Genomic DNA, 25,800 nt, shown 5'->3' with positions numbered 1-25,800 from the left:
GCCACGGCGCTGTCAGCGCCACTCATGCAACCCCGCTCGGCGAGATCTTCGGCAGCTTCTGTATCGGCAAGTAGATCAGCATGCGAGAGCTTCGGCAGCTTCTGTATCGACCAGTAGCGTTCACTTGCGAAAGAAGTGCGTCTTGTCGAACAGCTCGTCCAGTCGCTCGTAACGATCACGGACCTCCGGCCAGCGCTGCTCTTGAACCGCGGCGATCATTGTCTCAAGCAGCATCAGGGTGGAGACGCTAGAGTCCCATCCGGATGGAATCTCCACCCAGCAGTTGAAGGTTACATCCGCCACGCTTGAGATCGGTGACCCCCACTGGTCGGTACATAGCACGATAGCCACGCCACGTTGGCCGACCAGCTCGGCAAGACGCAGCAGGTTGGTCTCGTAACGGCGAATATCGAAGATAAGCAGAGTATCCCCTGGCTGCATGTCGAGCACGTAATGCGGCCAGGTGCCCGAGGAGTCACTTAGATGAGTGACTCGTGGGCGCACTGCCTGCAGATGGGTAAAGGCGTAGTCGGCCAGCGCATGAGTGATGCGACCACCGACGATAAAAAGCTGATGTTCGGTGTCGGCCATCCGGTGAATCGCCTGATCGAACCGTTCCAACTCTATATGGGCGAAGGTCTGCTCGAGATTATGGCGAACCGCGTGGGTCAGTCGGTTCAACAGGTGCGTCTCGGGTGCCTCGGCAAGCCAGCTGTTGCGCCGCTGTGTCGGCCCCACACCGCGGGCTTCAAGTTCATCAAGCAGCGCCTGATGAAACTGCGGATATCCCTTGAAACCAAGCTTCTTCACCATCCGTGCCACGGTCGGCGAGGAGACCCCTGCCGCACTAGCTACGCTGGTGATCGAGGCGAGCCCCGCCGCCGGATAGTTCTCCAGTAAGGTATTTGCCAACTTGCGTTCAGACTGGGTAAGTGCCGAATAGTGCTGGCGAATAAGCTCACGCACGGTAGGTTTAGGAGTCGTCAAGCATCACCTGTCTATGGTGCGCCATAGGGGGCAAGAGGCGCGTCTGAATAAATCTTGACATTCATATTAACTCCCGTCTATATCTTTACAAGAACGTGGAGGAAACACGATGTCAATAACAACAATGCCAATAACAACAATGTCAACAACTGAGGCATCCCCGAGTGTAGAGCTGCACAACCCTGCCGGCATGGGGCCGGTGGTGCTTTTGTGCGAACACGCATCGCATCATATCCCCTCGTCCTATCACGAGCTGGGTCTGGACCCCCGACACCGCTACAGCCATGCGGCATGGGACCCAGGGGCTCGTGAGCTGGCCCTGCGGCTCTCGCAGGCGCTAGATGCGCCCCTGGTGGCCAGCCGTGTTTCGCGGCTGGTGTATGACTGCAATCGCCCCCCTGAGGCAGCCAGCGCCATGCCCGAACGCTCCGAGATCATCGAGGTCCCGGGCAATCATCAGTTGACGCCGGACCAGCGCCAAGCCCGTATCGAGTCCGTCTACCGTCCCTTCTGTCGCAGCGTGACCCAGGTCATCGAGGCTCGCACCGAGCGGCAACACCCCACCGCGCTGGTCACCGTGCACAGTTTCACCCCCGACTATCACGGCCGGCCAAGGGCGGTGGAGATCGGCGTACTCCACGACGCGGACAGCCGTCTGGCCGATGCCATGCTGACCCAGGCATCACACCTGGCGCACCGCAAGATAGAGAGAAACGCACCCTACGGGCCTGAAGACGGCGTGACCCACTCGCTGAAGTTGCATGGCATCGGCCATGGGCTACCCAACGTGATGCTCGAGATCCGCAACGACCTGCTGTCTACCCCCGACGCCATCCAGATAATGGCCGGCGAGCTGCTGCAGTTGATTGAACCGGCTCTGGCAGAGCTGGGGTTGACCCGCCCCGGTCCGAAAGGATCCCACCATGCCTAGCCTGATCCGCAGCTATATCCGCACCATCGATGCCCTCAACCGTGCCATCGGTCGGAGCGCCATGTACCTGATCTTCGTGCTGATCGGCGTGCTGCTGTGGTCGTCGACCTCCAAGGTGTTTCTGACCCCCTCGATGTGGACGCTCGAGACCGCCCAGTTCGTCATGGTCGCGTACTTCGTGTTGGGCGGCCCCTACTCGATCCAGCTCGGGTCGAATGTGCGCATGGATCTGTTTTATGGCGACTGGAGCCTCCGAACCAAAGCCTGGGTCGATGCCTTCACGGTGTTCTTCCTGCTCTTCTACCTGGGAGTGTTGCTGTACGGCGGACTGGTATCGACGGCCTACTCGCTGGGTTACTTCGGCAGCGAACCCTTCGCCTTCCTGTTCAACCTGGGATGGACCTTCCTGACCCAGGGGCCCTCGGCAGCGGGAGACATGGTCGGCTTCCTGGAGCGCAGCCCCACCGCCTGGCGGCCGTGGCTCTGGCCGATCAAGACCCTGTTATGCATCGGTATTTTTCTGATGATTCTTCAATCCCTTGCCGAACTTTTCCGGGATATCGGCCGGCTTCGCGGAGTGGATATCTGATGTCGTACGAGATGATCGCCATTGTCATGTTCAGCTCGATGATGCTGATGCTGATGACCGGACAGCGGGTATTCGGTGCCATCGGTTTCGTCGGCGCCCTGGCCGGTGTACTCCTCTGGGGCACCGGGGGAGTGGATATTCCCTTCTCCTCCGCCATGAAGCTGATGAAGTGGTATCCGCTGCTGACCCTGCCGATGTTCGTCTTCATGGGCTATGTGCTCTCCGAGAGCCGCATCGCCGACGACCTGTACCGGATGTTTCATGTCTGGATGGGGCCAGTCAGAGGAGGGCTGGCCATCGGAACCATCGGCCTGATGGTGCTGATCTCGGCCATGAACGGGCTTTCGGTGGCGGGCATGGCCATCGGCGCCACTATCGCCCTGCCCGAACTGCTGCGGCGTGGCTACGACAAGATCATGGTCACGGGTGTTATCCAGGCAGGCTCGAGCCTGGGGATTCTCGTGCCCCCCTCCGTGGTGCTGGTGCTCTACGCGATGATCGCTCGTCAGCCGGTGGGCCAGCTATGGCTGGCCGGGGTGCTGCCGGGGCTGATGATGGCGACGCTGTTTATCCTCTACATCTATTTTCGCTGTCGCCTGCAGCCCGAGCTGGGACCGGTACTGCCCGCCGAGGAGCGCGATGTCCCCATGGCGGAAAAACTGCGCCTGCTGCGCGCGGGCGTGCTGCCGCTGGTGATCTTCGCGGTGATGATGGTGCCCTTCGTCAAGGGCTGGACCTCGCTGGTCGAGAGCTCCGCGGTGGGTGCCACGGCGGCCTTGCTGGCGGCCATACTAAAGGGGCGCATGACACGCCGGGTATTCGAGGTGTCGGTGCGCCAGACCCTGGCGATCTCCTGCATGTTCATGTGGATCATCCTCGCCGCCCTGGCCTTCGGCGCCATCTTCGATGGGCTGGGCGCGGTCAAGGCGATCGAGAGCCTCTTCACGGAGAAGCTGGGACTATCACCATGGCTGATCCTGATCCTGATGCAGCTCAGCTTCATCGTGATGGGAACCTTCCTCGACGATACCGCCATGCTGGTGATCGTGGCGCCGCTCTATGTGCCGCTGGTCGATGCCCTGGGCTTCGACCTGATCTGGTATGGGGTGCTTTACACCATCACCACCCAGATCGCCTACATGACGCCGCCGTTTGGCTACAACCTGTTCCTGATGCGCGCCATGGCTCCACCCGAGATCGGTCTTCGCGATATCTACCGTTCGATCATCCCTTTCGTGTTCGTGATGACGGTGGCCCTGAGCCTGGTGATGCTGTTCCCACAGATCGCCCTGTGGCTGCCCGGCTATGTCTATGGTCAATAAACCAATCGATGACCATCCGATTTGGCGTTAGTACCGAGGGTCATCGCCATCAGGAAGCACTCAGGGAGGAGCGCTCAATCACGTAGAAAACAAGGAAAAGACGAGTGTTATCAACAGTGTTATGAGATAGCAGGAGAGCGAGACAATGACAACAAGACGCAAGTTTCTGATTACCGCCGCCGCCGGTGCCGCCATGGCGCCACTGGCCAGCCGCGTCATGGCGCAGTCCCAGGACGAACCCACCATCAAGTGGCGCATGCAGACCTATGCCGGCGCCGCGCTGGCTGAGCACGTCGCCAAACCGGCCATCGACCTGTTCAACCGCATCGCCGGGGACCGCATGCAGATCGAGCTGTTCTATGCCGATCAGCTGGTGCCTACCGGCGAGCTGTTCCGTGCCCTGCAGCGTGGCACCATCGACGCGGTACAGTCGGACGACGACTCCATGGCTTCGCCCACCGAGGTGACCGTGTTCGGCGGCTACTTCCCCTTCGGCTCGCGCTATAGCCTGGATGTACCGGTGCTATTCAACCAGTACGGACTTAAGGAGATCTGGGAGGAGGAGTACGCCAAGGTCGGCGTCAAGCACGTCAGTGCCGGCGCCTGGGATCCCTGCCATTTCGTCACCAAGGATCCGATTCGCAGCCTCAAGGACCTCGAGGGCAAGCGTATCTTCACCTTCCCCACCGCCGGGCGCTTCCTGTCACAGTTCGGCGTGGTGCCGGTGACCCTGCCCTGGGAGGATATCGAGGTGGCGGTACAGACCGGGGAGCTGGACGGCATCGCCTGGTCGGGTATCACCGAGGACTATACGGTCGGCTGGGCCGACGTCACCAATTACTTCCTGACCAACAACATCTCGGGGGCCTGGATCGGCCACTTCTTCGTCAACATGGAGCGCTGGAACGCGCTGCCCGAGGATCTTCGACTGCTGTTCGAGGTCTGCTGCGAGCAGTCCCACTATTACCGTCAGCACTGGTACTGGGGCGGCGAGGCCAAGCTGCGGGTACATGGTGACAAGCTCGAACTCACTTCCATTCCCGACGCCGAGTGGGATCAGGTGGAGAACGCCGCCCACGCATTCTGGGACGAAATCGCCGCCCAGTCGGAAACCAAGGCCAAGGTGGTCGAGATCTTCAAGCAGTACAACGCCGACATGCGCAAGGCCGGCCGACCTTACCGCTACACCGACGCCTGAGACATCACGATCCCGGCTACGCCGGACCCCGAGCCTTACCGCGCCCCAACATCCTCGGGGCGCGGCACGGCGACCCCATAAGGAGCCTTGGAAATGAACAGTGCAGTGACGCTGGATGCCCTGGAAGCCCTAGCGGATCAGGTCAGAAACGGTGAGGTAGACACGGTGCTGGCGTGTTTCGTCGACATGCAGGGCCGGTTGATGGGCAAGCGGCTGCATGCGCACCACTTCATCGACGGAGGCTGGCGAGAGACCCACTGCTGCAACTATCTGCTGGCCACCGACCTGGAAATGGAAACCCCGGATGGCTATGCCAGCACGTCCTGGCAGGCCGGGTACGGCGACTACATCATGCGGCCCGACCTGAGCACGCTGCGTCCGCTACCCTGGCTCGAGGGCACGGTGCTGGTGCTGTGTGACGTGCTGGATCACCACACCCATGAACCCGTAGCCCACTCCCCGCGCGCGATGCTGAAGCGTCAGCTGGCACGTCTGAGTGAGCTGGGTCTGAGCGCGATGATGGCCACCGAGCTGGAGTTCTTCCTGTTCGAACAGAGCTTCGACGAGATCCGGCAGGGGGACTTCCGCGACCTGCAGCCGATCAGTGGCTACAACGAGGACTACCATATCTTCCAGACCACCAAGGAAGAGCATGTGATGCGCCCCGTGCGCAATCACCTCCACGCCGCCGGGATCCCCATCGAAGGGACCAAGGGGGAAGCCGGCCGCGGCCAGGAAGAGCTCAATATTCGCTACGCGCCGGCACTCGATACCGCCGACTATCACACCATCGCCAAGCATGCGATCAAGGAGATCGCCTGGCAGCAGGGCCGTGCGGTGACCTTTCTGCCCAAGTGGCACCACGCCCATTCGGGCAGCTCCAGCCATATTCATCAGTCGCTGTTTCGAGATGGATCGTCCGCCTTCTTCGATGAGGATGACAAACTGGGAATGTCGCCACTGATGAAGCACTACCTGGCCGGTCTGCTGCGCTACGCCGCCGATACCACCTACTTTCTGGCGCCCTACGTCAACAGCTACAAGCGCTTCCAGAAGGGCTCCTTCGCCCCGACGCGCACGGTGTGGTCGGTGGACAACCGTACCGCCGGCCTCCGCCTCTGTGCAGCGGGTACCGAGGCGGTAAGGGTGGAGAACCGTATCGGTGGCTCCGACCTGAACCCCTACCTGGCCATGGCGGCCCAGCTGGCCGCCGGCATTCGCGGAATCACCGAGGAGCTGGAGCTACCGCCGCCGGCCAAGGGCGACACCTACAGCGGCGACAGTGGCTTGATTCCACAGAACCTGCGCGATGCCAGAGACGCTCTCGCCGGCTCCACGATGCTGCGCGAGGCGCTGGGCGACAGCGTGGTGGACCACTACGTGCGTGCCGCCGAGGTCGAGCTGGAAGCGTTCGACCAGGTGGTGACCCAGTTTGAGGTGGCACGCGGCTTCGAGCGCGCCTGAGCAAGGCAATGTTCAACGATTTCAGCCTACCGGAGAGGATAATGGGCCAGACACTGCAATGCATCTCACCGATCGACGGCACGGTCTTTGCCGAACGCCTGACGCTGTCACCCGACGCCGCGCGTCAGGTGGCACAACAGGCGCGCAAAGCCCAGCTCGAGTGGGCCGCCCGCCCGCTGCAGGAGCGTATCGACCGCGTCCTGGCCGGCATCGCCGCGGTGGGTGAGATGAACGACGTTATCGTTCCCGAGCTGGCCCATATGATGGGGCGGCCGGTGCGCTACGGAGGCGAGTTCGGCGGCTTCGAGGAGCGTGGCCGACACATGGCCAAGATCGCCCAGCAGGCACTGGCCGATATCATGATTAGCGACGACGCCGGCCTCAAGCGCTACATCAAGCGTGTTCCTCACGGCGTGGTGCTGGTGGTCGCGCCCTGGAACTATCCCTATATGACCGCCATCAACAGCGTGGCCCCGGCGCTGATCGCCGGCAACAGCGTGCTTCTCAAGCATGCCACTCAGACCCTGCTGGTCGGCGAGCGCATGGCTCAGGCGTTCCACGCAGCGGGGGTCCCCGAAGCGGTGTTCCAGAACGTCTTCCTCGATCACGCCACCACTTCGACGCTGATTGCCGAACGTGCCTTCGAGTTCGTGAACTTCACCGGCTCGGTGAACGCCGGCCGCACCCTGGAACAAGCGGCCGCGGGCACCTTCACCGGCATGGCCCTGGAGCTGGGCGGCAAGGATCCAGGCTATGTGATGGAGGACGCCGATCTCGATGCCGCCGTTGCCACCCTGATCGACGCCGCGATGTTCAATTCCGGCCAATGCTGCTGCGGCATCGAGCGCATCTACGTGCACGAAAGTCTCTTCGACGCCTTTGTCGAGAAAGCCGTGGCACTCGTCGAGGACTACCGGCTCGGCAACCCGTTGGAAGAGACCACTGATATCGGCCCCATGGCCCATGTGCGCTTCGCCGCCGAAGTACGTGCTCAGATCGACGAGGCGGTCGCCGCCGGCGCCACGGCACATATCACCACAAAACCCCAGGACGATGGCGGTGCCTATCTGACACCGCAGATCCTGACCGGGGTGAACCATGGCATGCGAGTGATGCGCGACGAGAGCTTCGGCCCGGTGGTGGGCATCATGCCCGTTGCCGATGATGCCGAAGCAATTCGGCTGATGAATGACAGCCCCTTTGGCCTGACCGCCAGCCTTTGGACCGCCGACCTTGCTCGCGCCGAACATATCGGCGATAGGCTCCAGACCGGTACCGTGTTCATGAACCGCGCCGATTATCTCGATCCTGCACTGTGCTGGACCGGTTGCAAGGATACCGGCCGCGGCGGCTCGCTGTCGGTCATTGGCTACCACAATCTGACCCGCCCCAAGTCCTACTACCTCAAGGCTCCATCGGACTAACCGATACCAGGCATCAAACGCGCCCCGAACGGGGTACTGTTAACATCCGAGGAGAAGACACCATGACACTGACGGGAAACTGGTCCTATCCCACCGCCATCCGCTTTGGCGCGGGGCGAATTAGCGAGCTACCCGAGGCCTGCGCCCAGGCCGGCATCCGCCGCCCTCTGCTGGTGACCGACAAGGGATTGGCCACCCTGCCCATCACCCAAGCCACGCTGGATATCCTCGAGGCGGCCGGCCTCGGTCGTGCGCTCTTCGCCGAGGTCGACCCCAACCCCAACGACATCAACCTGGCGGCCGGAGTGGAGGCGTACCGGGTAGGCAAGCACGACGGTGTGATTGCCTTCGGAGGAGGCTCGGGACTCGATCTTGGCAAGATGGTGGCCTTCATGGCCGGTCAAACGCGTCCAGTGTGGGACTTCGAAGACATCGCTGACTGGTGGACCCGTGCCGACGCCGAGGCGATCGCCCCCATCGTCGCAGTGCCTACCACTGCCGGAACTGGCTCCGAGGTAGGTCGAGCCAGCGTGATCACCAACTCCCGAAGTCACGAAAAGAAGATCATCTTCCACCCCAAGGTGCTGCCCTCGGTGGTGATCTGCGACCCCGAACTCACCGTCGGCATGCCGAAGCCGATCACTGCCGGTACCGGCCTGGACGCCTTTGCCCACTGTGTCGAGGCGTTCTCGAGTCCCCACTACCATCCCATGAGTCAGGGTATCGCCCTTGAGGGCATGCGTCTGGTCAAGGAATATCTGCCGCGAGCCTATGCCGATGGCGGCGATATCGAGGCCCGCGGTCAGATGATGAGTGCGGCGATGATGGGCTCCACCGCCTTTCAGAAAGGCCTGGGGGCCATCCATGCGATGAGTCATCCCATCGGGGCCCTGTTCAACAGCCATCATGGCACCACCAATGCCATCTGCATGCCGGCAGTACTCGATCTCAACGCCGAGGCGATCCGCGAGCGCTTCGACATGGCCGCTGCCTATCTGGGCATCGAGGGCGGTTTCGATGGCTTCCGTACCTTTGTACAGACACTCAACGACCAGCTGGGCATTCCCCGCACCCTCTCCGAGATAGGAGTTACCGAGGATCGCATCGACGAGTTGGTCGCCATGGCCCTGCAAGATCCCAGCTGCGGAGGTAACCCCATCACGCTGACCCAAGACAATCTCGAGGCACTGTTCAGGCGCTGCCTGTAATCCCTTCGCCTCTCTGCCCGCTACTCGCCCACCCACCAGTCGGCCTGGTAGCGGGCCTCTCGCGATAGCAGGGGCGCTACTCTCGCCATGGCCTCGGCCAGGTGCTTATCAAGCCCCCAGGGTGGATTGGTTATCAACATGCCGCTGCCATACATGCCGCCGATCCCTTCCTTGGAAGCATGCAGCATAAACTCGCTGCGCCACACCTTGCGTAGCCCATGTGCCTTGATCGCCTCAAGCAGCTCGTGGTGGCGTCCCGCCGGCAATAGCGGATACCACACCATTATCACGGCATGCCGCGCCTTACGCAGGGTCGTCGACAGCGTATCGGCCACTTCGACATACTCCTGCTTGCGCTCGTAGCTGGGATCGATCAGCACACAGAGACGCGGCGTCTTCACCGGCAAACGCTGCACCAATCCTTTCAAGCCATCGCCATGGATCTTACGGACGGCGCCGTCCAGCGTCTGTTCCGTCAGATGCTCATGCTCCCCTGGATGCAGCTCGAAGAGCAACTGACGATCCTGGGAGCGCAGGCACCGGCTCATCCACCAGGGCGATCCTGGGTAGTGGCTCAACCGTGACGGATCCGACTGTACCTCGGCCAGGGCCGCCAGCCAGCCATGCAGAAGTCCATCCGTCGAAAGCGATCTACGGGACTCCCATAGGGGTAGAACCCCCAGACGGTACTCATGCAGCCGAGCTGTCTCCTCCGCGGCCAGAGGATAGAGGCCTCGGCCGGCATGAGTATCAATATACGTAATAGATGATTCTTTACGTAATAGATGATTGATAACCCCATGCAGCGTCAGATGTTTATGAACGTCGGCAAAGTTGCCGGCATGATAGGCGTGCTGATAGGAGAGCATGGGAGAAGGATCCGCGAATCGGTCAGAAAGAGAAAGGGCTCGTCACATGTGTGACGAGCCCGACAGCTTACCGCTTGCTGTGAGATAGCGCTTACTCGAAGCGGCTCTGAATGGGAGAGAGGGTGATTTCGACACGACGGTTCTGGGCACGACCCTGCTCGGTGTTGTTGTTGGCCACCGGCTGGTTCTCGCCGTAGCCGGCCATGTTCAGGCGACTACCCGCCACACCTGCCTGAGCGAGATAGTTGCCCACGGCCTGGGCACGACGCTCGGAGAGGCGCTGGTTGTAGCCGGCGTCTCCGGTACTGTCGGTATGCCCCCCGATATTGACGCGGGTATCGTCATACTGAGTCAGCACCCTGGCCACATCATTGAGGGCATTGCGCGCATTGGACGTCAGGTCGCTGGAATCGAATCCAAATGTCACCTCACTGGGCATGTTCAGGACGATATCGTCACCGCGACGGTCGACGCCGATGCCGGTGCCCTGGGTGCTCTGACGAAGCTGCTGCTCCTGACGATCCATGTAGGCGCCGACACCGGCACCCGCTGCGGCGCCCACGGCGGCACCTATAAGAGCTCGGTCGCGACGGCTGGTGCTGCCATCACCGCTGAGTGCACCAGCGGCGGCGCCCACCACCGCGCCAATGGCGGCACCGGTTCCCGTCTGATTGCGGTTGGTCTGGCCGCTATAGGGGTCCGTGGTGGCACAGCCCGCCAGTAGAACAGCGGCAGCCAACGGAGCAACAAGGCGAAATGGCTTGGTCATCGTGAATATCTCCTTGGTTCAAAGGGCCCGATCTATCATCCATGGGGGCCGTTAATGGCGAAGGTTGCGATGAGCCTTTTCACAGGCGGCATCGTCATTGCTCGTCGATCGATGCCAGCAATTCATTCAAGAATAGTAGACCTCGAGGCGAAGCTTGAAGCCTATGGGCCGCTTCCACCAACATTCCTTTTTCACGAGCGGTCACAAGACGCTCGGCCAGCAAGTTTTCTGGCAAACCGGTGGAATCACGCCACAGTGTCATCGGCACCCCCTCGGGGAGTCGCAGGACATTCATGGCGAACTCCAGCGGTAGATCGGCCTCGCTGACGCGATGCGCATCGGCAACGAAACCACGCGGATCGTGGCGCCGGCGCAGATAGGAGTCAGGCTGACGACTCTTCCAGCGGCGTTCGATATGCAGACCATCCTCCTCGCCGGGTGTGCTCAACTTGCCATGGGCGCCGGCGCCGATGCCTAGATAGTCACCGAACCGCCAGTAGTTGAGATTATGCCGCGATCGATACCCTTGTCTCGCATAGGCCGATATCTCATATCGATGGTAACCCGAAGCCTCGAGACGCTCATGGCCTCGATCCTGGATCTCCCAGAGTGCTTCCTCCTCGGGCAGAGCCGGCGGATAGCGGTAGAACTCCGTATTGGGTTCCAGGGTGAGCTGATACCAGGAGAGATGCTCGGGTCCCAGCGCCTGGGCACGCTCAAGATCCTGCAGCGCCTGTTCGGGGGTCTGGCCCGGCAACCCATGCATCAGATCGATATTGAGGTTGTCGAAACCGGCCTCGCGGGCTTCGACGAAGGCGGCCTCGGCGTCATCACCGCTGTGGATGCGGCCCAGCGCCTCGAGCTGCGCCGCCTGGAAGCTCTGTATTCCTAGCGACAGACGATTGATACCCGCCGCGCGGTAGCCCGCGAAGCGACCCCGCTCCAGGGTGCCGGGATTGGCCTCGAGGGTGATCTCGATATCGCGGGCCAAGGGCAGTCGCTCGGCTACTCCCGCCAGCAGGCGACGATAGAAATCCGCAGAGAGCAGACTCGGCGTACCACCGCCGATAAAGAGGCTGACCAGCTCGCGCCCCCCCGCCAGCGGCAAGTCGGCGTCCAGGTCGGCGAGCAGGGCGTCGAGATAGGCTTCCTCGGGCAGTCCGGCATCGCGGCCGACGCCATGCGAGTTGAAGTCGCAATAAGGGCACTTGCGCACACACCAGGGTACGTGCACATAGAGTGCCAAGTGCGGAAGCATGGGCAGTAATGCCATCAGAGGCTCCCGCCGACTCGACGGAATGGCTCGACCAGTGCCTGCAGCGCCCGCCCGCGGTGACTCAAGCGATTCTTCTCCGCCGCCGACAGCTCGGCGGCACTCATGCCCTGATCGGGTAGCCAGAACAGTGGATCATAACCGAAGCCTCCCTCGCCACGCGGATGGGCGAGGATCTGCCCCTCCCAGCTGCGCTGCACGATCAACGGCACCGGGTCCTCGGGATGGCGAAGGTACACGAGCACACACCAGTAGCGTGCATCGCGGGCTCCTTCGGGAACCTCGGCCAGCGCCTCGAGCAGCTTCGCATTGTTGCGCGCATCGCTCTTCGGTTCGCCGGCATAGCGAGCCGAGTAGATACCGGGCGCCCCCTCTAGGGCATCGACCTCGAGGCCTGAATCATCGGCCAGCGCCGGCAGGCCACTGACACGACTGGCCTCACGCGCCTTCAATAGAGCGTTTTCGACGAAGGTCAGGCCGCTCTCCTCCACCTCGGAGACGGCAAAGTCCGACTGTGGGAATACCTGGCAGCCCAGCGGCCCCAGCAGCTGGGCGAACTCGCGCAGCTTGCCGGCATTGCCACTGGCAAGCACCAGGCGAGCGGGAGTGATCATGACATTTCTCTCAGGCAAGCTTCACGTGCTCCTCGATCAACCCCAGTAGGGTATCGGCGGCATTGTCCGCGGTGGTATCGAGATGGACCAGATGCAGACGCTCCTCGTCGCCGAACGACTCGAACCGCTGCTGCTGCCGCACCAATACCGCCAGGCTCTCCTCGACGGGGACACCCTGGCGCGTGGCTCGTTTCTCGATGCGCCGCCGCAGGGTGGCATCATCGGCCTCGAAGCTGACCAGCAGGCAGGGGAGGCCACGGGCCTCGGCCTGCTGACGCAACTGATCGCGCTGGGCGCGGGTCAGGCAGGTGGCATCCACACAGGCGGGAATACCGGCATCGAGCAGATAGCCGGCACAGGCGGCAAGCCGTCGATAGGTCGCTGCCGTGGCTGCCTCACCGAAGATATCCACACCCCTCTGAACGGAATCGTCCTGTGGATGGTTTGAACTCTCTTCAAGCTGTGCAAGACGCTGACGCTCAGCCTCTGAACTGACACGAATCGCACCGAGGCCAGTCACCAGCCCACGCGTAAAGCGGCTCTTGCCACTGCCCGAGACGCCCACGGCGATCACCAGTGGTGGAAAGCGAAACTCCGCAATCCGCTCGGCAAGCGCCAGGTAGCGACGGCACTCTGCCATGCTCTCGGCCAGCAGAGCGGAGTTTTCCGTATCGACCCCATCCGCGAGTCGACGCCGCAGGGCACGTCTAGCCGCGGTCAACGCATGACAGGTTCCGAACAGCGAAAGCAGACGGGCGAGTTCATAGTCTCCTGATTGGCGCAGATAGCGATCCAGCGCCAACCGCGACAACTCCGGAGTCTCGCGCCCCTCCAGGCCCACTAGCAGCGCCGCCAGGTCGCTTGCCGGATCGTCGACGAGATCCGCCCCCGGCACCTCCAGGTCACGACCGATGGCATTGACCAGCAGCGGGCGTCCGCCGTGACACAGTCGGCTTTCGGGATGGTGCAGCGCCCAACTCGGTACCTGCCGATTGGCACGCGCCTCGAGGATGGGCGTCAGCCGCACCAGGTCCTGCTCCAGCCACTCGCCCAGCTGGTCGAGCCGCTCACGCTCCCCTTCATCCCACAGGGCCCCGCGGATCTCCGCCAGCTCGGCCTTCATGGCCAGCGTCAATGGCCGACCGGCATCCTGCGCCACGGCAGCGTGGGGTATCGCATCGCGATGATGGGCCACCAGGGCATCGATAAGCGATTCCAGCTCAAGACTTTCGCCACTGCCGGCCTTGTTGGCGTCCAAGGTATGACGCATGGTGATTCTCCCGGTGGTGGATTCGATAGTGCGTCAGTCCTGACGTTGCTCAGTCTTGACGTTGCATAGCCACGAAGGCCTTCTCGGCGGCATCCAGGGTGAACTGAATATCCTCCGGTGTATGGGCGCTGGACATGAAGCCCGCCTCGTAGGCCGACGGCGCGAGATAGACACCCTCGTCGAGCATCGCCGAAAAGAAGCGACGGAAGGCGTCGGCATCACAGGCGGTGGCCTGGGCAAAGTTGTCGACCCGGCTCTGGCCGGTGAAGAAGAGGCCGAACATGCCCCCGGCACTCTGGGTGATCATCTCCACGCCTGCCGCATCGGCACGCTCCTGCAAGCCGTGGCAAAGGGTGTCGACCCGTTGTGACAGAGCATCATGGAAGCCGGGCTCACGCAACTTGCCGAGAAGCGCGATGCCCGCCGCCATGGCCAGCGGGTTACCGGATAGCGTGCCCGCCTGATAGATGGGGCCCAACGGCGAAATATTGGACATGAGGGTTTCATTCCCCCCAAAGGCGCCCACCGGCATGCCACCGCCAACGATCTTGCCGAGGCAAGTCAGGTCGGGGCGCACGCCATAGTGCGCCTGGGCCCCGCCCATGGCCACACGGAACCCGGTCATCACCTCGTCGAAGATCAGCACGCTATCGTGAGCATTGCAGACTCGACGCAGGCACTCCAGGAAGCCGGGTTGCGGGGGAATGCAGTTCATATTGCCGGCCACTGGCTCGACGATGATGCAGGCCACCTGATCGCCGATCTCCTCGAAGCACTGCTCCACTGCCTCGACATCATTATAGGCCAGGGTGATGGTGTGCTCGGCCAGGGATGCGGGAACCCCGGGAGAGCTGGGCTCGCCGTGGGTCAGTGCTCCCGAGCCTGCCTTGACCAACAGGGAGTCGGAGTGACCGTGGTAGTTGCCCTCAAACTTGACGATCTTGTCACGCCCGGTGACGCCACGCGCTAGACGGATCGCCGACATGGTGGCCTCGGTACCGGAGTTAACCATGCGGACCATCTCGATGGAGGGGATCATCTCGCAGATTAGATCCGCCATGGTGGTCTCGATGGCGGTGGGGGTCCCGAACGAGAGGCCGTTGTCGAGGCGGCTGCGCACCGCGCCCAGCACATCGGGATCGGCATGGCCGGTAATCATCGGGCCCCAGGAACCCACATAATCCACATAACGCTGGCCCTCCACATCGAACAGGTAAGCTCCTTGGGCGCGCTCCATGAACACCGGCGGACGATGCAGTCCCTTGAAGGCACGCACCGGCGAATTGACGCCACCGGGAATATGTCGGCAGGCCTGAGCGAAAAGCTGAGCGGAGGTTGTCATGTCGTATTCTGTCCTCGATGCTGTGGATAATTCTCTGGATAAGCTATTCACAGGGAGTGAAAAGGGGGCAAACGTCTTCAATTCCCCCATTCTCGATGCTTCGGCCGCCAAACACCATCCCTCCATCAGGGAGAAGCGAATGATCCGCGATGCGTCGCCACCGGCAAGTGCCAGAGGCGACGCGGCAGTGCCTGGCCCGAGCCGGGTCGCCAACCGTGCGAGAGGGCGTCCCAGGTGAAGGCCTGGGCCTGTTCACACGCCGCCACCAGCGACTCCCCAAGGGCCAGGCGTGCGGCCAGGAAAGCCGCCATGGTGCAGCCGGAGCCATGAAACTGCCCCGCCAGCCGCGGCCAGCTCCACTGACGACTCTGGTCAATGGCGTGCAGTGTGTGTGTCACCCGATCCGCGGGTGCGCCGGGTTCAGGGTCATCGGTTCCGGTCACCAGTACCGCCTGACAGCCGAGACGCATCAGCGCCACGGCTCGCTCCGTGTCCTCGCACAGTTGCGGCGAAAGCCTCGTCAGCTCACCCCGGTTGGGGGTCAGGATATCCACCCGCGGCAGCAGCCGTTCCCGGTACGCGTCGATCAGCTCGATTGTGGATAACTCTCTTCCCCCGCCGGCGCGGAGCACCGGATCGGCCACTACCGGCACCCCGGGGAAACGCTCGAGGATATCGTTGACGGCATCCAGAGTTGCCAGATCGGCCACCAGACCGAGCTTGATCGCCGCCACCTCGAACTCATCGAGGGCAGCGACACTGGCTCGCATGACACCGGGGTCGGCAGGCAGCACCCTGGAGACATCCGTACAGGACTGGACGGTCAAGGCCGTAGGGACGGTAAGCGCCCAGCCGCCACCAGCAGCCACTGCCTCGGCGTCGGCTACCAGACCAGCGCCGCCAGTCGGGTCATGGCCCGCCAGTACCAGCACCACCGGAAGATGGGGTTCGTAAGTCACGTCGTCTGCCATCAGAATGGCTTGATCACGGCCAGGAAGATGATGATCAGCAGAGCGATCACCGGCAACTCGTTGAACCAGCGAAAGAAGACATGGCCACGTCGGCAACGTGCCTCGGCAAACTGCTTCAGATAGATCAAACAGACATGGTGATAGCCGACCAGCAGTGCCACCAGCAGCAGCTTGGCATGGATCCACCCCTGAGTCAGCCAGCCAGGATTGAGCACCAGCATGAGGCCACCGAAGAGCAGCACGGCAATCATCGAGGGGGTCATGATGCCGCGATAGAGCTTGCGCTCCATGACCAGGAAGTGATCGATTGCCTGCTGCTCCCCCCGGTCACGCGCCATGGCGTGATAGACGTAGAGCCGGGGTAGATAGAACATGGCGGCAAACCAGGTCACCATGACGATAAGATGCAGGGCCTTGAACCACAGATACATGGGATTTCCTTGCGGGACCGATGAGATGATGGGAGACGTCAGCCACCGACGCGATAGAAGCGTTCGATGTCCCCGCGGGTGATGATACCGGAAATGCGCTTCTGCTTCGGCCGATGACCATGCTCGACATAGAGCGCATCGAGCATCGAGTCGTTGAGCTTGTTGAACGCCTCGGAGAGCGTGGCCTGCAATCCGATTGGGGCGAGCTCCAGGCGCTCGCCGGGTATCTCCAGCAGGTCGATCATGGGTGGATCACCTTTGTCCCTGCTTCTTTCTTTCGGAGTTTCCTTCCGACCCTGTCGATCATTGGGCACCTCGCCTTCAACGGATGACTCTTCGCTCTCCTTCTCCTCCAGGACGGCCTCTTCCTGGGCAGTGAGCCAGCGAGCCAGATCCGCTGCCTTGAGCGCCAGTATCGGCTTCTCGTCGCTGGAACGCTCGATCAGGATCCACACTGGCTCGGACGTCAGCAGCGCTCGCGCCTTCGCCTGGGTCACCATGCGCTGGGTACGCTCCAGCCGACGATCCATCACCGCCGGTACCGAGACCCGCGAGAGCGCCTGCATCAAGGGTTGCTGCAGGGGGTGCAGCCCCTGACGCTTCACGCTGAGGAAGAAACCACCACAGCGGCAGAGCTGTCGTGCGGTCAGGCAGGAGATCACCACCGCTAGCATGCCGGGAAGGATGATATTGGGGTTGTGAGTGAGCTCGAGCAGCGCCATCAATGCCGCCAGCGGTGCCTGAAGAACCGCCCCCATCATCGCCGCCATGCCCAGCATGGCGAACAGCGCCGGATCGGATGCCTCGATGGGCAGCAGCCAGTGGCCCGCCATGCCACATAGCGCACCGGCGGCACCACCGATCACCAATACCGGCCCGATGATGCTGACCGGGATTCCGCAGGCCACGGTGCCGGCGGTCAGCAACAGCTTGCCGACCGCTACAGCGATCAGCACATCCACCGCCACCGAACCGCTGAGCGTGGCCTGCAGGGTGTCGTAGCCCATGCCCTGCACCTGGGGATACCACCAGGCCACAACAGCTACGGCACCACCTGCCATCAGGAAGCGCAGTGCCATGGGCAGAGGCTCCAGGCGCTCACCCAGCCGCGACACCCTCACGAACAGACCGGCAAGCAAACCGATCACAAGGCCACTGACGATGATCCACGGCAGGTCGAGCAACGAGTTGAGATGAAGATCGGGCACGAAGATGGCGGGATCCGGGCCATAGACCATCTGTGCCACGACCGCCCCCATGGTGGAGGCCAGGATCACCGGCATGAAGCCGATGATGGTGTACTCCATCATGACTACTTCCATGGCGAAGATGACCCCGGCGATCGGGGTGTTGAAGGAGGCGGCGATACCGGCCGCCGTGCCACAGGCAACCAGCACGCGCAGGCTGTTGTGGGGTAGCCGCAGACGCTGTCCAAGGCCGCTAGAGGCAGCGGCTCCGAGATGAATGGCCGGTCCCTCTCGGCCGGCGGAAAGCCCCCCCAGCACAGAGATCAGGCCTACCACCCATTGGGTCAGCCAATTACGCAGCGGAAAACGTCCCTGATGATAGGTCAGACGGTCGATCACGTGAATGACCCCCACCTGGCGACCAGCCTGAGGAGTCGACCTCATCCACAACCCGATCAGCAGCGCCGCTCCCAGTGGCATAAGACTGCGCAGCGCCGGTGGAATAGGCTCGAAAGCCTCGGGACTATCGGCGGGGAACAGCCACAGTCCACCCAGTTCCAGCAGGCTGCGAAACCCCACCATCAGGACGCCGGTCAGCACTCCCGCCACAACACCCAGAACGCAGAGTTGCGGCAGTGCATCCACATTGGCAAGCTGGTGGCGAAAGCGCTCCAGTCCTTGGCCGACATCGAAGCGTGGCAAACGCGGCACGTCGTGGTTTCCTTTACGACTGAGTGACAACCTTCCGGTCTTTCACCTGTGTATCATATCCCAGCGGGGCGTTGACAGCCCGGCACCCATCAATCCAAGGAGGCTTACGTGATCAAGGTCGGAATCGTTGGCGGCACCGGTTACACCGGCGTCGAACTGCTCAGGCTGCTGGCCCAGCACCCCGAGGTGGAAGTCGAAGCGATCACCTCACGCTCCGAAGCGGGCCTATGCGTCACCGATCTTTACCCCAATCTGCGTGGTCACTATGACAACCTGACCTTCAGCGAACCCGATGCGAAGCGTCTCGGCGCCTGCGATGCCGTATTCTTCGCCACTCCCCATGGCGTGGCCCACGCCCTGGCCAGTGAGCTGCTCGAGCAGGGCACTCGCGTCATCGATCTCTCCGCCGACTTCCGCCTGCGTGATGCCGCGGAGTGGGCCGAGTGGTATGGCCAGCCCCATGGAGCCCCGGAACTGCTCGACGAGTCGGTGTATGGCCTGCCCGAGGTCAATCGCGACAGGATTCGTGAGGCACGCCTGATCGCCGTACCCGGCTGCTATCCCACCGCCGTCCAGCTCGGCCTGCTGCCACTGCTCGAGGCCGGCTTGATCGATGCCGAGCGTATCATTGCCGACTGCAAGTCCGGCGTCACCGGTGCCGGTCGCGGCGCCAAGGTGCCTTCGCTGCTGGCCGAGGCCAGCGAATCCATGAAGGCCTACGGCGCCAGTGGCCATCGCCACCTGCCGGAGATCCGCCAGGGCCTGGGCGATGCTGCGGGCCGGGCGGTAGGCTTGACCTTCGTGCCCCATCTGACGCCCATGATTCGCGGTATCCATGCCACCCTCTACGGCCGCCTCACCGGCAGTCACGACGACCTACAGGGGCTGTTCGAACAACGCTTCGCCAATGAGCCCTTCGTCGATGTGATGCCGCCGGGTAGCCACCCGGAGACCCGCAGCGTCAAGGGTGTCAATCTGTGCCGGCTCGCCGTGCATCGCCCCGGCGACGGCGATACCGTGGTCGTGCTCTCGGTGATCGACAACCTCGTCAAGGGCGCTTCGGGTCAGGCGATCCACAACCTCAACCTGATGTTTGGCTTCGACGAAAACGCCGGCCTGGCTGCCCCCGCCCTGATGCCCTAATCCGGGGCCCTCCCACCAGACATTGAGGGCGCCAAGGGAAGGTCGCAGAGGAGGTCCTACGACACAAAGTTGACCCTTTTACTGGGGTTTGCGGATAATGACCGGTCACACTTCCATCCCTTGGAGTCCACCATGAGCGAAGCCGAATCCTTCGTCCCCACGCCTCTGATGCTGTCCGACAGCGCACGGGCCCGGCTGCGCGCGCTGATCGCGGAACAGGGCAACAGCGAGCTGAAGCTGCGCGTCTATGTTACCGGTGGCGGCTGCTCGGGCTTCCAGTATGGCTTCGACTTCGCCGACGATATCGCCGACGACGATACCGTCATTGCGTTCGGTGATGTGGCGCTGGTGGTCGACCCTCTCTCCTACCAGTATCTGGTGGGCTCCACCGTCGACTACGAGGAGGGACTGGCCGGCGCTCGCTTTCTGGTTCAGAACCCCAACGCCAGTACCACCTGTGGCTGTGGCGCCTCCTTCATGGTGTAACACCGCACCGCTGGTGTGGAGCGTGAAATTCCCCAACTTGACGCTCTGTCGGAATCTCGCCAAGGTTGGCACGGCGAGTCCCATAGAAAAGTCCCAAGAACAGGGGAACCCCATGAAGAATAGCACTACGGCTTCACCCTTCCTGAAACAGACTCTTATGGCCAGCGCCCTGGCGCTGGGCAGTGGTCTGGCCGGCTCCGCCCTGGCCCAGGATGCCACCGTCAATGTGGTTACCGACCCCAGCTTCGTCCCCTTCGAGATGCTGGATACCGAGACCGGCGAAATGGTCGGCTTCGACATGGATATCATCCATGAAGTGGCCGAGCGCGCCGGCTTCGAGGTCAACCTGACCACCATGGAGTTCAACGGCATCATCCCGGCGATCCAGACCGGTAGCCAGGAGATCGCCATCGCCGGTGTGACCATCACCGAAGAGCGCTCCGAGATCGTCGACTTCTCCGATCCTTACTACGACTCCGGCCTACGCATCATGGTGAGAGCCGATAACGACGAGGTGGAGAGCCTCGAGGATCTCGAAGGCCTGACCGTGGCCACCAAAATCGGCTCCACCAGCTACGACTTCCTCCAGGAGAAGCTGGGCGACAGCGCCGAGATCACACCCTATCCGGGCACCTCCGACATGTACATGGCGCTGCTCGGCCGCAACGTCGATGCCACCTTCTACGATGCACCCAATGTCGGCTACTTCGCCCAGACCCGTGGCGAAGGGCGTACCAAGGTAGTCGGCCCACTTTACGAAGGACAGCAGTACGGCATCGTCTTCCACAAGGGCAGCGAGTGGGTTGAACCGGTCAACGAGGCGCTGGCTGCAATGAAGGAAGATGGCACCTACGACGAGATCTACTCCAAGTGGTTCGGCGAGGCGCCCAGCGACGACTGAGGCGGCTCCCCCTTCCGATATCGTCGCCCAAGGGCGACGCGAGTATCCGCGGGGCCGGGCGGCATGACCTCCCGGCCCCGTGTCGTTTAACACTCCCGGAGAACTTCTCGTGGACGTGACCTTTCAATTCGACTGGGCGGCCGCCTTCAGCTCGATACCCCACCTGTTGCCGGGCGTACCCTGGACGCTGTTGATCTCCTTCGGCGGTCTCGCCATCGGCTTCGTGATCGGCATCATCTTCGGTCTTATGCGCATCAGCCCGATCTTCTGGCTGCGCCTGCCCGCCATCTTCTATATCGAAGTGTTTCGGGGCACCCCGATCCTGGTGCAGGTACTGTTCATCTTCTACGGCCTGCCGCAGATTCTCGGTGAACCGATCAACGCCCTGACCGCCGGCATCGCCGCGATCGCCGTCAACTCCGGCGCCTACATCTCCGAGGTGGTTCGGGGTGGCGTGCAATCCATCGAACGCGGCCAGCGCGAAGCCTCGCTCTCCTTGGGGCTATCACGTACCCAGGCATTCCGCTACGTCATCTGGCCTCAGGCATTGCGGCGCATGATTCCGCCACTGGGCAACCAGGCGATCATCAGCATCAAGGACACCTCGCTGTTCTCCGTGATCGGGGTCGGCGAGCTGGTGCGACAGGGCCAGATCTATATCGCCACCACCTTCACCGCCATGGAGGTCTACCTGATGGTGGCACTGCTCTATCTGGCCATCACCTGGACCCTGTCGATCCTGCTACGCCAGCTCGAGCGTCGCGGCCTGGTCGGCCAATAAGGGAGCCCAACACATGACCCAGAAAGAGAAGACGACCTCTGCCATCGTACGGATGGAGAAGGTCAACAAGCATTTCGGCAACCTGCACGTTCTCAAGGACATCGACCTGGAGGTCATGCCCGGAGAGGTGGTGGTGATCATCGGCGCCAGTGGCTCCGGAAAGTCGACTCTTATTCGCTGCATCAATGGCCTGGAGGAGTTTCAGAGCGGCCATATCGATGTGGACGGCAACGAGCTCACCCCCTACGGCAAGAGTGGCAAGGCGCTGCAGAGGATCCGCACCGAAGTGGGTATGGTGTTCCAGCAGTTCAACCTTTTCCCTCATCTGAGCGTGCGTGACAACGTCACCCTGGCCCCCATGAAGGTGCGCGGCTGGAACCAGGAGGACGCGGTGGAAACCGCCGAACGCCTGCTTCAGCGAGTCGGGATCGCCGATCAGTCCGAGAAGTATCCGGCCCAGCTCTCCGGCGGCCAGCAACAGCGTGTTGCCCTGGCCAGGGCGCTGGCCATGGAACCACGGCTGATGCTTTTCGACGAGCCTACCTCCGCACTGGACCCCGAGATGATCGGCGAGGTGCTCGACGCCATGCGTGAGCTGGCCCGGGAAGGCATGACCATGATCATCGTCACTCATGAGATGGGGTTCGCTCGGGAAGTTGCCGATCGAGTCATCTATGTCCATAAGGGCGAGATCGCCGAGGTGGCGCCACCCGAGAAGATCTTCGATAGCCCGCACGATGAACGTACCCGCAGCTTCCTCTCGCGGGTACTGAAGCACTGAGATTGCCATGTCCTATTCATGAGACATGTTCATGAACCCTGCCCTTGAGGAAAGGAAAAATGGCCCAGCCGCATCGCGGCTGGGCCATTTTTTTGACTGTGGACAGAATTTCTTCTGATGTCCTGCATTTCGTCTACGGGGCCCACTCCCAAGGGGTTCGTGGATAACTACGGCGGTTGTTCACAGCCACGGGCACAAGCCAGGTACCCGACGGTGGACAAGCGGTGTAGGGTTGCCGTTGTGGACAGGTCCTCCTTTCATCCACAGGTTCCGGACCCTGAGTCCGCAGGCTGTCAGCCTCTTCTCCTCTTAGTGGTCAACAACGCAAGTCACTAATCAAAAAGGGGAGGAAATGGTTATCCACAGATATTGTCCACACCAGTAGTTACAACCATTACAGAACTTCTTTATTTATATACTGATATTAATTGATAGGCGGGCGGAGGAAAGACCTCTCTGCCGACGCGGGTGTGGAAAACCCTGACGATTACCCACAGGAGGTTTATACTGGCGGGCTGATTTCATCCCTAGCTCGCAAGACAGGCGCCATAGCGCCAATGAGGTGCACCTTGGATTACCCCGACCGCTTCGACGTCATCGTCATCGGCGGCGGCCATGCGGGAACCGAAGCCGCCCTGGCCGCCGCGCGCATGGGCTCTCGGACCCTGTTGCTGACCCACAACATCGAGACCCTCGGACAGATGTCCTGCAATCCCGCCATCGGGGGCATCGGCAAGAGTCATCTGGTCAAGGAGATCGATGCCCTGGGTGGAGCCATGGCACTGGCCACCGACCTGGGAGGCATCCAGTTCCGCGTGCTGAATGCCCGCAAGGGGCCTGCAGTGCGTGCGACTCGCGCCCAGGCCGACCGGGTGCGCTACAAGGCAGCCATTCGAAGCCTGCTGGAGAATCAGCCGAATCTGACGCTGTTCCAGCAGGCCGCCGGTGATCTGATCGTCGAAAATGACCAGGTACGGGGCGTGGTCACCGAGACCGGTATTCGCTTTCTCGGCGAAACCGTGGTGCTGTGCACCGGTACCTTTCTCGGTGGGGTCATCCATATCGGGCTCGACAGCACTCATGGAGGCCGTGCCGGTGATCCGCCCTCGAACCGCCTGGCCGACCGTCTGCGTGCCTTGCCATTCCGGGTCGATCGTCTCAAGACCGGCACACCGCCGCGCCTGGATGCGCGTAGCCTGGACTTCTCCCAGCTGGAGGAGCAACCAGGCGATTCACCCACCCCGGTAATGTCGTTCATGGGCAGTCGTGACCAGCACCCCCGGCAGGTAAGCTGTCACATCGCCCATACCAACGAGCGCAGCCACGAGATCATCCATGCCAACCTCGATCGCTCGCCGATGTACTCCGGGACGATCGAGGGGGTCGGTCCACGTTACTGTCCCTCCATCGAGGACAAGGTCCACCGTTTCGCCGACAAGGCAAGCCATCAGGTCTTTATCGAGCCCGAGGGGCTCGATACCCATGAGCTCTACCCCAATGGCATCTCGACCTCGTTGCCCTTCGATGTGCAGCTGCAGGTCGTACGCTCCATGAAGGGGCTCGAGAATGCCCATATCACCCGGCCCGGCTACGCCATCGAGTACGACTTCTTCGACCCGCGCGACCTCAGGCATTCGCTGGAGACCCGGTTTATCTCCAACCTGTTCTTCGCCGGGCAGATCAATGGCACCACCGGCTACGAGGAGGCCGGTGCTCAGGGCCTGCTGGCGGGTCTCAATGCCGCTCGCCGTGCACAGGGGCTCGACACCTGGTGCCCCGGACGCGATGAGGCCTATCTCGGCGTGCTGGTGGACGACCTGATCACGCTCGGCACCCGGGAGCCCTACCGGATGTTCACCTCCCGCGCCGAGTACCGCTTGCTGCTTCGCGAAGACAACGCCGACCTGCGCCTCACCGAGATGGGCCGCAAGCTCGGACTGGTGGATGACGTACGCTGGGCGGCCTTCAGCGAGAAGCGCGAGGCCATCGAGCGTGAGAGTGCCCGGCTCAAGGCCAGCTGGGTCCAGCCTGACAGTCCCGCGGCGGGTATCATCACCGAGAAGACCGGCAAGGCGCTGACCCGGGAGTACAGCCTGATGGACCTGCTCAAGCGTCCCGAACTCGGCTATGGCGATGTCGCGGGGCTTCCAGGCATCGACGGTCAGACGGTGAACGACGAGGCGGTGGCCGAGCAGGTGCAGATCCAGGCCAAGTACCAGGGATATATCGACCGCCAGCGCGATGAGATCGCTAAGCTGAAGCGCCACGAGGCAACGCCGTTGCCCGCTGATCTCGACTACACCCGGGTCGATGGGCTGTCGCATGAGATTCGTCAGAAGCTGGAGGAGGCGCGCCCCGAGACGCTTGCCCAGGCCTCGCGGATCTCCGGTATCACACCGGCGGCGATATCGATCCTGCTGATCCACCTCAAGAAGCGACGACTCCTCGATGATCACAAGGCGGCCAACGCATGACGGAGTCACAGGGCATGGTGGAGGCGAGACTCGACGAGGGGCTCAAGCAGCTGGAGATCAGCGTCGATCCGGAGCAGCGTCGCCAGCTGCTCGCTCTGGTCGGGCTGTTGCACAAGTGGAACCGCGCCTATAACCTCACCGCGATACGCTCGGCCGAGGAGATGGTCTCGCGCCACCTGCTGGACAGCGCCGCAGTGCTGCCCTACGTGAGCGGGCGAACGCTGCTGGACGTAGGCGCCGGGCCCGGCTTTCCCGGGCTGGTGCTGGCGATCCTCAAGCCTGAACTCCGGGTGACTCTGCTCGACAGCAACGGCAAGAAGGTTCGCTTCCAGCGTCAGGCGGCGATGGAGCTGGGGCTCACGAATGTAACGCCGGAGCAGGCGCGGATAGAGGCCTTCGAGGAGCGCTATGACCAGGTGATCTCCCGAGCGTTCGCCAGTCTTGGCGATTTCGTCGCGCTGACCCGTGAGCGAGTGGTGGCCGGTGGCCAATGGCTGGCCATGAAGGGGCCCGCCGTGGACGAGGAGCTGGCCGAGCTGCCGGTGGAGATCACCCCGGTGGCCCGCCACCGCCTCGAGGTGCCCTTTGATGTCGGCACTCGCCTGCTGGTGGTGCTAGAGCGCCGGACATAAGCCCCGGCACCCTGACAACCCGCGTTTCCCCGCAACGGAGTT

Annotated in this window: 24 protein-coding genes; 14 read left to right on the top strand and 10 right to left on the bottom strand. The window is 62.4% G+C overall.

Translation table 11 applies throughout. The features are described 5' to 3' along the window. Positions 1-120: 120 nt before the first annotated feature. Positions 121-966 (bottom strand): MurR/RpiR family transcriptional regulator, encoded by an 846-nt coding sequence (locus tag E0702_RS10060; protein WP_306766911.1) that lies wholly within the window; start codon positions 964-966, stop codon positions 121-123. A 223-nt stretch (positions 967-1,189) separates the two neighbouring features. Here E0702_RS10060 and E0702_RS10055 point away from each other — a divergent pair, with 223 nt between their 5' ends. The 7 genes from E0702_RS10055 (at position 1,190) to E0702_RS10025 (ending at position 9,123) form a co-directional block, all read left to right on the top strand. Continuing rightward, a complete protein-coding gene (locus E0702_RS10055) occupies positions 1,190-1,918 on the top strand; it encodes an N-formylglutamate amidohydrolase (protein ID WP_374708669.1) in 729 nt (242 codons plus the stop codon). Further along, entirely contained in the window at positions 1,911-2,507 is a 597-nt protein-coding gene (locus E0702_RS10050) for a TRAP transporter small permease subunit (protein WP_132043414.1), read from the top strand. The genes E0702_RS10055 and E0702_RS10050 overlap by 8 nt, the downstream gene beginning before the upstream one ends. Beyond that, complete coding sequence (locus E0702_RS10045; protein ID WP_132043412.1) at positions 2,507-3,829, top strand: TRAP transporter large permease; 1,323 nt, start codon at positions 2,507-2,509, stop codon at positions 3,827-3,829. Before E0702_RS10050 ends, E0702_RS10045 begins: the two co-directional genes overlap by 1 nt. Before the next feature lie 145 nt (positions 3,830-3,974). Continuing rightward, a complete protein-coding gene (locus tag E0702_RS10040; protein WP_132043410.1) occupies positions 3,975-5,027 on the top strand; it encodes a TRAP transporter substrate-binding protein in 1,053 nt (350 codons plus the stop codon). A gap of 93 nt (positions 5,028-5,120) precedes the next feature. Continuing rightward, on the top strand, positions 5,121-6,491 hold the full coding sequence (locus E0702_RS10035) for a glutamine synthetase family protein (RefSeq protein ID WP_202597216.1): 1,371 nt from the start codon (positions 5,121-5,123) through the stop codon (positions 6,489-6,491). A gap of 41 nt (positions 6,492-6,532) precedes the next feature. Beyond that, positions 6,533-7,915 (top strand): aldehyde dehydrogenase family protein, encoded by a 1,383-nt coding sequence (locus tag E0702_RS10030; protein ID WP_132043408.1) that lies wholly within the window; start codon positions 6,533-6,535, stop codon positions 7,913-7,915. A gap of 62 nt (positions 7,916-7,977) precedes the next feature. After that, a complete protein-coding gene (locus E0702_RS10025; RefSeq protein ID WP_132043406.1) occupies positions 7,978-9,123 on the top strand; it encodes an iron-containing alcohol dehydrogenase in 1,146 nt (381 codons plus the stop codon). A gap of 20 nt (positions 9,124-9,143) precedes the next feature. On the opposite strand, the gene E0702_RS10020 is transcribed toward E0702_RS10025, so the two are convergent. The 9 genes from E0702_RS10020 to E0702_RS09980 form a co-directional block, all read right to left on the bottom strand. Then, complete coding sequence (locus E0702_RS10020; RefSeq protein ID WP_132043404.1) at positions 9,144-9,992, bottom strand: 23S rRNA (adenine(2030)-N(6))-methyltransferase RlmJ; 849 nt, start codon at positions 9,990-9,992, stop codon at positions 9,144-9,146. Between the two features lie 91 nt (positions 9,993-10,083). Beyond that, a complete protein-coding gene (locus E0702_RS10015) occupies positions 10,084-10,761 on the bottom strand; it encodes an OmpA family protein (protein ID WP_132043402.1) in 678 nt (225 codons plus the stop codon). Positions 10,762-10,855: 94 nt separating this feature from the next. Then, complete coding sequence (gene hemW / locus E0702_RS10010) at positions 10,856-12,034, bottom strand: radical SAM family heme chaperone HemW (protein WP_132043400.1); 1,179 nt, start codon at positions 12,032-12,034, stop codon at positions 10,856-10,858. Beyond that, positions 12,034-12,648 (bottom strand): RdgB/HAM1 family non-canonical purine NTP pyrophosphatase, encoded by a 615-nt coding sequence (gene rdgB / locus E0702_RS10005; protein WP_132043398.1) that lies wholly within the window; start codon positions 12,646-12,648, stop codon positions 12,034-12,036. Before rdgB ends, hemW begins: the two co-directional genes overlap by 1 nt. A gap of 10 nt (positions 12,649-12,658) precedes the next feature. Further along, the gene (locus E0702_RS10000; protein ID WP_132043396.1) at positions 12,659-13,918 is read right to left on the bottom strand and encodes an AAA family ATPase; all 1,260 of its coding nucleotides are present in this window, start codon (positions 13,916-13,918) and stop codon (positions 12,659-12,661) included. A gap of 49 nt (positions 13,919-13,967) precedes the next feature. Then, entirely contained in the window at positions 13,968-15,260 is a 1,293-nt protein-coding gene (gene hemL, locus E0702_RS09995) for a glutamate-1-semialdehyde 2,1-aminomutase (protein WP_132043394.1), read from the bottom strand. Between the two features lie 125 nt (positions 15,261-15,385). Beyond that, on the bottom strand, positions 15,386-16,231 hold the full coding sequence (gene thiD / locus E0702_RS09990; RefSeq protein ID WP_132043392.1) for a bifunctional hydroxymethylpyrimidine kinase/phosphomethylpyrimidine kinase: 846 nt from the start codon (positions 16,229-16,231) through the stop codon (positions 15,386-15,388). After that, positions 16,231-16,662, bottom strand: coding sequence for a protoporphyrinogen oxidase HemJ (hemJ, locus tag E0702_RS09985; protein WP_132043390.1), 432 nt, complete (start codon positions 16,660-16,662; stop codon positions 16,231-16,233). Before hemJ ends, thiD begins: the two co-directional genes overlap by 1 nt. A 38-nt stretch (positions 16,663-16,700) precedes the next feature. After that, positions 16,701-18,560, bottom strand: coding sequence for a chloride channel protein (locus E0702_RS09980; protein WP_132043388.1), 1,860 nt, complete (start codon positions 18,558-18,560; stop codon positions 16,701-16,703). A 108-nt stretch (positions 18,561-18,668) separates the two neighbouring features. Between E0702_RS09980 and argC the strand changes: the two genes are divergently transcribed. The 7 genes from argC (at position 18,669) to rsmG (ending at position 25,758) form a co-directional block, all read left to right on the top strand. Further along, on the top strand, positions 18,669-19,703 hold the full coding sequence (gene argC / locus E0702_RS09975) for an N-acetyl-gamma-glutamyl-phosphate reductase (RefSeq protein WP_132043386.1): 1,035 nt from the start codon (positions 18,669-18,671) through the stop codon (positions 19,701-19,703). Positions 19,704-19,835: 132 nt separating this feature from the next. Beyond that, on the top strand, positions 19,836-20,189 hold the full coding sequence (gene erpA, locus E0702_RS09970; RefSeq protein ID WP_132043384.1) for an iron-sulfur cluster insertion protein ErpA: 354 nt from the start codon (positions 19,836-19,838) through the stop codon (positions 20,187-20,189). A 112-nt stretch (positions 20,190-20,301) separates the two neighbouring features. Continuing rightward, entirely contained in the window at positions 20,302-21,090 is a 789-nt protein-coding gene (locus E0702_RS09965; protein ID WP_132043382.1) for a transporter substrate-binding domain-containing protein, read from the top strand. Positions 21,091-21,199: 109 nt separating this feature from the next. Beyond that, on the top strand, positions 21,200-21,871 hold the full coding sequence (locus E0702_RS09960; RefSeq protein WP_132043380.1) for an amino acid ABC transporter permease: 672 nt from the start codon (positions 21,200-21,202) through the stop codon (positions 21,869-21,871). Between the two features lie 13 nt (positions 21,872-21,884). After that, entirely contained in the window at positions 21,885-22,652 is a 768-nt protein-coding gene (locus E0702_RS09955; protein WP_132043378.1) for an amino acid ABC transporter ATP-binding protein, read from the top strand. A 569-nt stretch (positions 22,653-23,221) separates the two neighbouring features. Beyond that, positions 23,222-25,126 carry a tRNA uridine-5-carboxymethylaminomethyl(34) synthesis enzyme MnmG gene (gene mnmG, locus E0702_RS09950; protein ID WP_132043376.1) on the top strand — a complete coding sequence of 635 codons (1,905 nt, stop codon included), beginning with the start codon at positions 23,222-23,224 and terminating at the stop codon, positions 25,124-25,126. Then, positions 25,123-25,758, top strand: a complete 636-nt coding sequence (rsmG, locus tag E0702_RS09945; RefSeq protein ID WP_132043374.1) for a 16S rRNA (guanine(527)-N(7))-methyltransferase RsmG — start codon at positions 25,123-25,125, stop codon at positions 25,756-25,758. The genes mnmG and rsmG overlap by 4 nt, the downstream gene beginning before the upstream one ends. The last annotated feature ends 42 nt before the right edge of the window (positions 25,759-25,800 follow it).

The sequence above is a fragment of the Halomonas marinisediminis genome, assembly GCF_004347715.1.
Taxonomy (GTDB): domain Bacteria; phylum Pseudomonadota; class Gammaproteobacteria; order Pseudomonadales; family Halomonadaceae; genus Halomonas; species Halomonas icarae.
The sequence above is the reverse complement of the archived record's forward strand: the minus strand, read 5'-3'. Positions and strand labels throughout refer to the sequence as shown.

Excerpts from the sequence above, each read along its gene's own strand:
- E0702_RS10040 (WP_132043410.1), top strand. The coding sequence starts at position 3,975 with ATGACAACAAGACGCAAGTTTCTGATTACCGCCGCCGCCGGTGCCGCC.
- E0702_RS09955 (WP_132043378.1), top strand. The coding sequence starts at position 21,885 with ATGACCCAGAAAGAGAAGACGACCTCTGCCATCGTACGGATGGAGAAG.
- erpA (WP_132043384.1), top strand. The coding sequence starts at position 19,836 with ATGAGCGAAGCCGAATCCTTCGTCCCCACGCCTCTGATGCTGTCCGAC.
- hemW (WP_132043400.1), bottom strand. The coding sequence starts at position 12,034 with ATGGCATTACTGCCCATGCTTCCGCACTTGGCACTCTATGTGCACGTA.
- E0702_RS10050 (WP_132043414.1), top strand. The coding sequence starts at position 1,911 with ATGCCTAGCCTGATCCGCAGCTATATCCGCACCATCGATGCCCTCAAC.
- hemJ (WP_132043390.1), bottom strand. The coding sequence starts at position 16,662 with ATGTATCTGTGGTTCAAGGCCCTGCATCTTATCGTCATGGTGACCTGG.
- E0702_RS10045 (WP_132043412.1), top strand. The coding sequence starts at position 2,507 with ATGTCGTACGAGATGATCGCCATTGTCATGTTCAGCTCGATGATGCTG.
- E0702_RS10020 (WP_132043404.1), bottom strand. The coding sequence starts at position 9,992 with ATGCTCTCCTATCAGCACGCCTATCATGCCGGCAACTTTGCCGACGTT.
- rdgB (WP_132043398.1), bottom strand. The coding sequence starts at position 12,648 with ATGATCACTCCCGCTCGCCTGGTGCTTGCCAGTGGCAATGCCGGCAAG.
- E0702_RS10030 (WP_132043408.1), top strand. The coding sequence starts at position 6,533 with ATGGGCCAGACACTGCAATGCATCTCACCGATCGACGGCACGGTCTTT.
- E0702_RS10035 (WP_202597216.1), top strand. The coding sequence starts at position 5,121 with ATGAACAGTGCAGTGACGCTGGATGCCCTGGAAGCCCTAGCGGATCAG.
- E0702_RS10000 (WP_132043396.1), bottom strand. The coding sequence starts at position 13,918 with ATGCGTCATACCTTGGACGCCAACAAGGCCGGCAGTGGCGAAAGTCTT.
- E0702_RS10025 (WP_132043406.1), top strand. The coding sequence starts at position 7,978 with ATGACACTGACGGGAAACTGGTCCTATCCCACCGCCATCCGCTTTGGC.
- hemL (WP_132043394.1), bottom strand. The coding sequence starts at position 15,260 with ATGACAACCTCCGCTCAGCTTTTCGCTCAGGCCTGCCGACATATTCCC.
- rsmG (WP_132043374.1), top strand. The coding sequence starts at position 25,123 with ATGACGGAGTCACAGGGCATGGTGGAGGCGAGACTCGACGAGGGGCTC.
- E0702_RS09965 (WP_132043382.1), top strand. The coding sequence starts at position 20,302 with ATGAAGAATAGCACTACGGCTTCACCCTTCCTGAAACAGACTCTTATG.
- E0702_RS10015 (WP_132043402.1), bottom strand. The coding sequence starts at position 10,761 with ATGACCAAGCCATTTCGCCTTGTTGCTCCGTTGGCTGCCGCTGTTCTA.
- thiD (WP_132043392.1), bottom strand. The coding sequence starts at position 16,231 with ATGGCAGACGACGTGACTTACGAACCCCATCTTCCGGTGGTGCTGGTA.